This window comes from Streptomyces sp. NBRC 110028 (genome assembly GCF_001417735.1).
Taxonomy (GTDB): Bacteria; Actinomycetota; Actinomycetes; order Streptomycetales; family Streptomycetaceae; genus Streptomyces.
Genome location: NZ_BBUZ01000075.1, coordinates 1 through 11,060, shown reverse-complemented (window position 1 = coordinate 11,060; position 11,060 = coordinate 1). Strand labels below are relative to the sequence as shown.

The following is an 11,060-nucleotide window of genomic DNA, read 5'->3' as shown; positions in this document are numbered from 1 at the left end:
AGTACTGGGTACGGCATGTGCGGGAAGCGGTGCGGTTCGCCGACGATGTGCGCCGTCTGGAGAGCGAGGGCGTGTCCCGGTTCCTGGAGATCGGACCCGACGGCATCCTCACGGCCATGGCACGGCAGACGGCCCCGGACGCCACGGCGGCGGCCGCTCTGCGCCGCGACCGGCCCGAGGCCACGACGCTGCTCACGGCGGTCGCGCGACTGCACACCACGGGCGCCTCTCCCGACTGGACGGCCCTCTTCGCGGGACGGGGAGCACACCGCGTCGATCTGCCCACCTACGCCTTCCAGCGAAGCCGCTACTGGCTGTCGGCGCCGGTCGCCACCGAGGGCGGAAACGCCGCGTCCATGGGTCTCACCGCGCTCGACCACCCCTTGCTGAGCGCCGAAGTGGCGGTGCCGGGATCCGGGACCGTGGTGTTCACCGGGCGGCTGTCGACGGACACCCAGCCCTGGCTGGCCGACCACGCGGTGCTCGGCACGACGCTGCTGCCCGGGACCGCGTACGTCGAACTGGCCCTGCGCGCGGGCGACCGGGTCGGCTGCCGCGTCCTCGAAGAGCTGACGCTGCACGCGCCGCTGACCCTGCCCGAGGGCGGCGGGGTGCGCCTGCGGCTGACGGTCGGCGAGCCGGCCGACGACACGGGCCGACGGCCCCTCACCCTCCACGCGCAGCCCGAGGACGCCGCCCCGGAGGCGCCCTGGACCCTGCACGCGGAGGGCGCGCTGACGCCCGAGGACACCGCCGCGCCGCCGCCTTCCGGCCTGACGCGGTGGCCGCCGCCCGAGGCGGTGAGGATCGCCACCGACGGCGCGTACGAACGTTTCCGGGAGGCCGGTTTCGGCTACGGCCCGGCGTTCCAGGGGCTCAAGGCGGCCTGGCGCGCCGGCGACGAGACCTTCGCCGAGGTGGCGCTCGGCGACGCGGCCGGCGCCGGGCGTTTCGTACTGCATCCCGCCCTGCTCGACTCCGCGCTGCACGCGGTGCTGCTCGGCTCGGGCGACGACGACGCGACGAGGCTGCCCTACGCCTGGAAGGGAGTCCGGCCGCACGCCCCCGGCGTCACGGCCGCGCGCGTCCGGCTCACGCCCCGGGGCGAGGGCGCCATGGAGCTGCGTATCGCCGACGCCCAGGGGCGGCCCGTGGCGTCCGTGGCGTCGCTGATCGCGCGGGAGGTGTCGGCCGCGCAGCTCGCACCGTCGCCCGCCACGCCCGCCGACTCCCTCTTCCACCTCGCATGGACGCCCGCTCCCGCCCCCGCCGCCGAAACCGACTGGACGATGGTCGCCGACCTGGCGGAACTCACCGACCGGGTGCCCGCCACCGTCGCGCTGACGCTCCCCGGCGGCACGGGCGGCATCGCCGACGACGTCAGAACGGTCACCGGCGCGACACTCCGGGCCCTGCAGACCTGGCTCACCGACGAGCGGTTCGCCGACCGCAGGCTCATGGTGGTCACGCGCGGCGACGACCTCGCCCACGCGGCCGCCCGGGGCCTGGTCCGCGCCGCGCACGCGGAGGAACCGGAGCGCTTCGCGCTGCTCCAGACGGACGGCGACGACCAGGAACCCATCGGCCGGGCCATCGCCTCCGGCGAGCCGGAACTACGCGTCCAGGGCGCCGGCATTCTCGTACCCCGCCTGGCGCGCACCCCCGCCGCCCCGGAACGGGCGACCGCCTGGGACCGGCTCGGCACCGTGCTCATCACCGGCGGTACGGGCGGCCTCGGCGCGCTCGTCGCCCGCCACCTGGTCGCCGAGCACGGCGTCCGCGACCTGCTGCTGACCAGCCGTCGCGGCAGCGACGCCGAGGGCGCGGCCGCCCTCCACCAGGAGCTGACCGGCCTCGGCGCGACGGTCGAGATCGCGGCCTGCGACGTGGCGGACCGGGAAGCTTTGAAGACGCTGCTCGCCGATCGCCCGCTGGGCGCCGTCGTGCACACGGCCGGGGTGCTGGCCGACGGCCTGATCGCCAACCTGACCCCGCACGGCCTCGATCAGGTGCTGCGCCCCAAGGTGGACGGCGCGCTCAACCTGCACGACCTCACCCGCGGCCACTCCTTAAGCGCCTTCGTGCTGTTCTCGTCGTCTGCGGGGGTGCTCGGCGCGCCCGGCCAGGGCAACTACGCCGCCGCCAACACCTTCCTCGACGCGCTCGCCCACCACCGCCACGCCGAAGGACTGCCCGCGCAGTCCCTCGCCTGGGGGCTGTGGGCGGACACCGGCGGAATGGCGGGCGGCCTGACCGAGGCCGACCTGCGGCGGCTGCGCCGCCAGGGCATGCCCGCGCTGTCGGTGGAGGACGGCCTCGCGCTGTTCGACGCCGCGTCCGCCCGCCCCGAACCGGTGCTGGTGCCCATGGGGCTGGATCTGCGGGTGCTGCGCGGCGGGGCCGGTGGCGAACTCCCGGCGCTGCTGCGCGGCCTGGTCCCCGCCACCGGGCACCGTGCGGCGGCTGCCGATCCGGCGGCGCTGCGGCGTGAGCTGGCGGCGCTGCCCGCCGGGCGGCGGGAGGGAGCGCTGCGCGATCTGGTGCTGGGCCTGGCCGCCACCGTGCTCGGACACAGCGGCCCCGAGGCCGTCGACCCCGAGCGGGACTTCCTGGAGGCCGGGTTCGACTCGCTCACCGCGATGGAGCTGCGTACCGCGCTGAACGCCGCCACCGGGCTGAAGCTGCCCGCGATGGCGGTGTTCGACAGCAAGAACCCGTCCCGGCTGGCCCGTCTGCTCACCGATGAGCTGTCCATGCTCCCCGCCACCGAGCCGCAGACGCAGACAGAGGCGGAGACGGAGACGGGGACAGAGACGGGGACAGAGACGGGGACAGAGACGGGGACAGAGACAGAAACGGAGACGGAGACGGACGAGAGCGTGACCGGCCTGTTCCGGCAGGCCGTGCGCGCCGGTGACTCCTCCGGCGCGCTGGCGCTGATGTCGGCGGTCGCGGCGCTGCGGCCCCGGTTCGCCACGCCCGGCGACCTCGACCGCGCCCCGAGGGCGGTGCGGCTGGCCGACGGCCCGCGCCGTACCCGGCTGATCTGCCTGGCCACGCCCATGGCGGTCGGCGGTGTGCACCAGCACGCCCGGCTGGGCGCGGAATTCCGGGACATCCGCCATGTGTCCGCGCTGCCGCTGCCCGGATTCACCCGGGACGAGCCGCTGCCCGGTTCGGCCGAGGCGCTGTCGCGGGTGCTGGCCGACGCCGTGCTGGAGGCGGCCGAGGGCGAGCCGTTCGCGCTGCTCGGCTACTCCTCCGGCGGCATCATCGGCCACGTCCTCGCCCGGCATCTGGAGGAGGTGGCCGAGGTCCCGCCCGCCGGGCTGATCCTGATCGATACCTTCCGCGTCGACGACACGGCGATGAAGGTCGGGTTCGACCAGCTCATGGGGGAGGTGCTGGCGATGGAGTCGGCCTTCGGACCGTACGACGCGGCGCGGCTGTCGGCGATGCCGCACTACTTCGGGGTGCTGGGGGACTTCGACCCCGTACCGCTGGCCGCGCCGACCCTGTTCGTCCAGGCGGCCGAGCCGTTCGTCGCACCGCCCGAGGGCGTCGACCCGGCCGAGATGCGGGCCCGGCCCTGGGACCCGGACCACACACTGCGCACCGTGCCGGGCGACCACTTCTCGCTCGGGCAGGACCACGCCCCGACGACCGCCCGGGTCATCGACGAGTGGCTGACGGCGCTCGACTGACACCGCGACCGACGCACAGGACCCGAACCGAGGTGGTTTGAGACATGGCGCCCACGCCCACGGCCAAAGGAACCGTTCCCTTCCGGGAGTACAAGACCTGGTACCGCATCACCGGACAGCCGGGATCGGGCCGACCGGCCCTCGTCGTCGTCCACGGTGGCCCCGGATCCACGCACGACTACCTGATCCGGCTGGCCGACTTCGCCGACCACGGCTGGCCCGTCGTGCACTACGACCAGCTCGGGAACGGGGGCTCCACCCATCTGCCGGACGCCGACCCCGGTTTCTGGACTCCCCAGCTCTTCCGCGACGAACTGGACAACCTCCTCCACCGGCTCGGTATCGCCGACGACTACATCCTGTTCGGTCAGTCGTGGGGCGGGATGCTGGCCGCCTGGCACGCCTCGGCCCGCCCCGCCGGGCTGCGCGGTCTGATCGTCGCCAACGCCCCCGCCTCGTACCCGCTGTGGCTGTCGGAGATGGACGTGCTGCGCGCCCAGCTGCCGCCCGGTGTGGACGACACGCTGCGGCGACACGAGGCCGCCGGCACCACCGACAGCGACGAATACCTGGAAGCGATGCTGGTCTTCTACAGCCGCCATGTGTGCCGCCTCGACCCGTGGCCCGGCGAACTCATGGCCTCGTACCTGGAGGCCGTCACCGACCCGACGGTCTACCGCACCATGAACGGCCCCAACGAGTTCCATGTCATCGGCAGCCTCCGCGACTGGTCGGTGATCGACCACCTGCCCCGCATCGATGTGCCCACCCTCGTCGTCTCCGGCCGCCACGACGAGGCCACCCCGGTCACCGTGCGCCCCTACCAGGAACTCATCCCGAACGCCCGCTGGGAGATCTTCGAAGACTCCAGCCACGCCCCGCACCTCGAAGAACCGGAACGCTTCACCGAGGTGCTCGGCACATTCCTTGACACGGCCGGCGCCACCGGCGCGCGGACCACGACGGTGAGCGGAGGCTGAGACGACGGTGGAAGCCAACGTCGAGGAGATCGTCGAGGCGCTGCGCGGCTCGCTCGTCGAGAACGAGCGGCTGCGGCAGGACAACGAGGGCCTGCGCGCCGCCGCGCATGCCGCCACCGAACCCATCGCGATCATCGGCATGGCCTGCCGCTTCCCCGGTGGTGCCGCCTCCCCGGAGGGGCTGTGGGAGCTGGTCGCCGAGGGCCGCGACGCCATCGGCCCGTTCCCCGGTGACCGTGGCTGGGACCTGAGCGCCCTGTACGACCCGGAGCCCGGAAAGCCCGGCAAGAGCTACGTCCGCCACGGCGGTTTCCTGTACGACGCCGCCGACTTCGACCCCGAGTTCTTCGGCATCAGCCCGCGCGAGGCCCTGACCATGGACCCCCAGCAGCGGCTGCTGCTGGAGATCAGCTGGGAGGCGGTGGAACGGGCGGGCCTCGACCCGGCGTCGCTGCGCGGCAGCCGCACCGGCGTGTTCGCCGGGGCGATGTACCACGACTACGGCATCACCAGCAGCGACGGCAGCCTGGTGTCCGGACGGATCGCCTACACCCTCGGCTTCGAGGGCCCGGCGGTCACCGTCGACACCGCCTGCTCCTCGTCGCTGGTGGCGATGCAGTGGGCGGCGCAGGCCCTGCGCACGGGGGAGTGCACGCTGGCGCTGGCCGGGGGCGTCAGCGTGATGGCCACGCCCGAGACGTTCATCGAGTTCAGCGAGCAGCGCGGGCTCTCCCCCGATGGCCGCTGCCGCTCGTTCGCCGCCTCCGCCGACGGCACCGGCTGGGGCGAGGGCGCGGGCGTGCTGCTGCTGGAGAAGCTGTCCGACGCCCGCCGCCACGGCCACCCCGTGCTCGCCGTGGTACGCGGCTCGGCGGTCAACCAGGACGGCGCGTCCAACGGCTTCAGTGCCCCCAACGGCCCCTCCCAGCGCCGGGTGATCCAGCAGGCGCTGGCCGCCGCCGGGCTGACGCCCGCCGACGTCGACGCCCTGGAGGGGCACGGCACCGGGACCTCGCTCGGCGACCCGATCGAGGCGCAGGCGCTGCTCGCCACCTACGGCCGGGACCGTTTGGATGACCGCCCGCTCTGGCTCGGCTCGATCAAGTCGAACATCGGCCACTCCCAGGCCGCCGCGGGCGTCGCGGGCGTCATCAAGATGGTCGAGGCCATCCGGCACGGCACGCTGCCGAAGACGCTCCACATCGACGAAGCGACGCCGCAGGTGGACTGGGACGCGGGGAACGTACGTCTCCTCACCGAGGCCCGCGCCTGGCCCGACACCGGCCGTCCGCGCCGCGCCGCGGTGTCCTCCTTCGGCGTCAGCGGCACCAACGCCCACGTGATCATCGAGCAGGCCGATCCCGCTCCCGCCCCCGAGCCTCGGCACGCCGAACGGCCCGCGTCCCCGGGCGTGCCCGTGCCGCTGCCCCTGTCCGCCCGCACCATGGCCGCCCTGCGCGCCCAGGCCCGGCAACTGGCCGGCCACCTGCGGGCCACGCCCGGCCTGGACCCGGTGGACCTGGCCTTCTCCCTCGCCACCGGCCGGGCCGCGCTGACCCGTCGCGCCGTCGTCATCGGCCACGACCGCGAGGAGATCCTGAACGAACTGACGGCGCTGGCCGACGACACGGAGGACACGGCCCCCGGCGGTGTCGCCCGGCCCACCGGGCTGACCGCCTTCCTGTTCACCGGGCAGGGCAGCCAGCGCCTCGGCATGGGCCGGGAGCTGCACGCGGCGTTCCCCGTCTTCGCCCGCGCCTTCGACGAGGTGTGCGCCGCGCTGGACCCCGCCGTACGCGAGGTGATGTGGGGCGACGAGGAGGCGCTGGGCCGCACCGAGTACACCCAGCCCGCCATCTTCGCGCTGCAGGTGGCGCTGTTCCGGCTGCTGGAATCGTGGGGCGTACGGCCCGACTTCGTCGCCGGGCACTCGATCGGCGAGCTGGCCGCCGCCCATGTGGCCGGGGTGTTCTCCCTCGCCGACGCGGCCCGGCTCATCACCGCGCGGGCCCGGCTGATGGGGGCGCTGCCGCCCGGCGGCGCGATGGTGGCCGTCGAGGCCACTCCGGACGAGGTGGCCCCGCTGCTCGGCGAGGGCGTCGGCATCGCCGCCGTCAACGGCCCCGCCTCGGTCGTGCTCTCCGGCACCGAAGCGGGCGTCGAGGCGACCGTCGCGGCGGCCATCGAACGGTTCGGAGCCCGCAGGACGAACCGCCTGACGGTTTCGCACGCCTTCCACTCGCCCCTGATGGACCCGATGCTGGACGAGTTCCGCCGCGTCGCCGAGACCGTCACGTACGCCGAGCCACGCGTCCCGGTCATGGCGGACGGCGACGTCACCACCGCCGCCCACTGGGTGCGGCACGTCCGTGACACGGTCCGGTTCGCCGACGCGGTGGCCCGGCTGGAGGCCGAAGGGGTCACCCGCTACGTGGAGTTGGGGCCCGACGGCGTACTGACCGCCATGGCCCGGCAGTGCCTCACCACCTCCGCCGGCACCGCCGTACTCGTCCCGGCGCTGCGCCGCCGCGACCCCGAGGCGGTCGCCGCCCTCACCGCCCTCGGCCGGCTGCACGGCGCGGGCCTGCGCGTCGACTGGGCGGGCGTGTTCGACGGACGGGGCGCCCGGCGGGTCGACCTGCCCACCTACCCGTTCCAGCGCGCCCGCTACTGGCTCGACAAGAGCGGCCAGGGCGGCGACGTCACCTCCGCGGGCCTCGACCGGCCCGACCACCCGCTGCTCGGCGCGATGGTGCGGCTGCCCGGCTCGGACGGTGTGGTGTTCACCGGACGGCTGGCCACCGGCGGCCACCCCTGGCTGGCCGACCACACCGTGCTCGGCTCCGTGCTGCTGCCCGGCACCGCGTACGTGGAACTGGCCGTACGGGCCGGGGACCAGGTCGGATGCCACCGCGTCGAGGAACTCACCCTGGGCGCGCCCCTGATCCTGCCCGACCACGGCGGCATCCACCTCCAGGTCGCCGTCGAGGCGCCCGACGCGTCCGGCCGCCGCCCGGTGGCCGTCTACTCCCGCGCCGACGACGCCCCGATCGACCGTGAATGGGTCCAGCACGCCGGAGGGATCCTGGCGCCCGACGCCGGTGAACCGGCCACCGACCTCGCCGCGTGGCCACCGCGCGACGCCGAACCCCTCGCCGCCGAAGGGCTGTACGAGCGGCTGGACTACGGGCCCGCGTTCCGCGGACTGCGCGCGGCGTGGCGACGCGGCGACGATACGTTCGCCGAGATCGCCCTCCCGGCGGGTGTCGACGCCGGACGCTTCGGCCTCCACCCCGCCCTGCTCGACTCGGCGCTGCACGCCCTCGACCTGACGGACGACGGCCCGACCCTCCTGCCGTTCTCCTGGTCGGACGTCACCCTGCACACCGAGGGCGCCACCGCCGCCCGGGTCCGCCTGCGCATCGGGGGCGACGACACGGTGGCGCTGGAGCTGGCCGACGCCATGGGACAGCCCGTCGCCTCGGTCGGCTCGCTGACGCTGCGCCCCGTCACCGCCGACGGACTCGCCCTGGCCTCGGCCCGGGTGGCGGACGCCCTCTTCCGCGTCGAGTGGGTCCCGGCCACCGGCGGGCCGCCACCGGCCGACCACACCGAGGTGGCCGTCCACCACTGCCCGCCGACGACCGGCGACACGCCGAGCGCGGTGCGCGCGGCGCTGGGTGGTGTGCTCGAGGCCGTGCGGACCGCGGCGGACGGCGACGCCACCCTCGTCGTCATCACCCACGGCGCGATCGACGGCTCCGACCTCGGCCACGCCGCCGTCCGGGGGCTGGTACGCGCCGCCGCGAGCGAGAACCCCGGCCGCGTCGTCCTCGTCGACACCGACACCGATGCCCCGGTCGATCCCCGCTCCGTCCTGGTGACCGGCGAGCCCGAGCTGTGCCTCCGTGACGGCGAGGTGCGGGTACCCCGGCTGGCCAGGGCGCCGCTCGGCCCGGACGCGCCCACCTGGGACACCGAACGCACCGTCCTGATCACCGGCGGGACCGGCGCCCTCGGCACCGCCGTCGCCCGCCACCTCGTCACCCGGCACGGGATACGGCGGCTGCTGCTGACCAGCCGCCGCGGCCCGGAGGCGCCGGGAGCGGCCGAGCTGACGGAGGAGCTGGCCGCGCTGGGCGCCGAGGCCGAGGTGGCGGCGTGCGACGCGTCCGACCGCGACGCCCTGGCCACGCTGCTCGACGGCCGGGCCATCGGCGGCGTCGTGCACGCGGCGGGCGTGCTGGACGACGGAGTGATCGCGTCACTGACACCGGAGCGGGTGGACCTGGTACTGCGCCCGAAGGCGGACGCGGCATGGCATCTGCATGAGCTCACCCGCGACATGGGGCTGACCGCGTTCGTGCTCTTCTCGTCCGTCGCCGGTGTCCTCGGCGCCCCCGGACAGGGCAACTACGCGGCCGCCAACACCTTCCTCGACGCCCTCGCGCGCCACCGGCACACCGCCGGGCTCCCCGCGCTGGCGCTGGCCTGGGGCCCATGGGCCGGAGACGGCATGGCAGACGGTCTCGACCAGGCGGGACTGCGCACCCTGGCACCGCAAGAGGGCCTCGCGCTGCTCGACGCCGCCACCGGTGTCGCGGAACCCGCGCTGGTGCCCGCCCGGTTCGACCTGGCGGCCTTCGACACGCCTCCACCGCTCCTGCGCGGCCTCGTACGGGGCCGGGCGCGCCGCGTCGCCGACACCACCGCCACCGCGACCGACGCGCTACGGCGGCGCCTGGCCGCGCTCACCGACGACGAACGCGCCGCCGAACTCCTCGCCCTCGTCCGCTCCCAGGCCGCCACCGTCCTCCGCCTTGCCGGGGCCGAGGCCGTCGACCCCGAACGGGCCTTCCGCGAGCTGGGCTTCGACTCCCTCACCGCCATCGAGCTGCGCAATCTCCTGGGCGCCGCCACCGGGCTCCGGCTGCCCGCCACCCTCGTCTTCGACTACCCGACCCCCGGCGAGCTGGCCCGCCACCTCCTGGGCGAGCTGTCCGGCGCCGTGGAGACCACGGCGGCCCGGCCCGCCATCGTCCGGGCGGACGACGAGCCGATCGCCATCGTGGCGATGGCGTGCCGCTATCCGGGCGGGGTGGACTCGCCCGAGGGGCTGTGGCGGCTGGTGGACGAGGGCGTGGACGCGATCTCGGAGTTCCCGGCCGACCGGGGCTGGGGCGTGGAGGACATCTACGACCCCGAGCCCGGCAAGCCCGGGAAGACCTATGTGCGCGACGGCGGATTCCTGCACGACGCGGCGGAGTTCGACGCCGACTTCTTCGGCATCAGCCCCCGAGAGGCCCGCGACATGGACCCGCAGCAGCGGTTGCTGCTCGAGGTGTCGTGGGAGGCGCTGGAGCGCGCCGGGATCGACCCGGGCACGTTGAAGGGCAGCCCGACCGGGGTGTTCGCCGGGGTCATGTACCACGACTACTCGGGTGGCACCGGTGGCGGCAGCCTCGTCTCCGGCCGCGTCGCCTACACCCTCGGTCTCGAAGGCCCCGCGGTGACGGTGGACACGGCGTGCTCGTCGTCGCTGGTGGCCCTGCACTGGGCGGCACAGGCACTGCGTTCCGGCGAATGCTCACTCGCCCTCGTCGGCGGCGTGACCGTCATGGGAACGCCGCAGTCGTTCATCGACTTCAGCGAACAGCGCGGTCTGGCCGCCGACGGCCGCTGCAAGTCCTTCTCCTCCTCCACCGACGGCACCGCGTGGGGCGAGGGTGTGGGCATGCTGCTGGTCGAGCGGCTGTCGGAGGCGCGGCGTCACGGCCACCCGGTGCTGGCGGTCGTACGGGGCAGCGCCCTCAACCAGGACGGCGCCAGCAACGGCATGTCGGCCCCGAACGGACCGTCACAACGACGGGTGATCCGTCAGGCGTTGGCGAACGCGGGCCTCACGGCCGCCGAGGTGGACGCTGTCGAGGCGCATGGTACGGGGACGACGCTGGGCGATCCGATCGAGGCGCAGGCGCTGCTGGCGACGTACGGGCAGGAGCGGGACGAGCCGCTGTGGCTGGGGTCGGTCAAGTCCAACATGGGCCACACCCAGGCGGCGGCCGGTGTCGCGGGCATCATCAAGATGGTGCAGGCGATGCGGCACGATGTGCTGCCGAGGACGCTGCATGTGGAGGAGCCGACGCCGCAGGTGGACTGGTCGGCGGGCAACGTCCGGCTGCTGACCGAGCCCAGGAAGTGGCCGCGCAGCGAGCACCCGCGCCGGGCGGGCGTCTCCTCCTTCGGCATCAGTGGGACGAACGCCCATGTGATCGTGGAGGAAGCCCCGACGGCCGAGGACCAGCCCGGGGAACGCCGCGAACTCCCGGTGGCGCCCATCGTGGTGTCCGCGAAGACACATGACGCGCTCCACGCC

Annotated in this window: 3 protein-coding genes; all 3 read left to right on the top strand. The window is 74.6% G+C overall.

Going from position 1 to position 11,060, the window contains the following annotated elements:
• Positions 1-3,704, top strand: a 3,704-nt coding sequence (locus ASC60_RS38090; protein ID WP_159043413.1) for a type I polyketide synthase, incomplete at its 5' end; no start/stop codon positions are given.
• Between the two features lie 44 nt (positions 3,705-3,748).
• Positions 3,749-4,684, top strand: coding sequence for a proline iminopeptidase-family hydrolase (locus tag ASC60_RS38085; protein WP_055558309.1), 936 nt, complete (start codon positions 3,749-3,751; stop codon positions 4,682-4,684).
• A gap of 7 nt (positions 4,685-4,691) precedes the next feature.
• Positions 4,692-11,060, top strand: a 6,369-nt coding sequence (locus ASC60_RS38080) for a type I polyketide synthase (RefSeq protein ID WP_159043412.1), incomplete at its 3' end; no start/stop codon positions are given.

Coding starts and splice junctions, on each gene's coding strand:
- ASC60_RS38085 (WP_055558309.1), top strand. CDS start 3,749: ATGGCGCCCACGCCCACGGCCAAAGGAACCGTTCCCTTCCGGGAGTAC.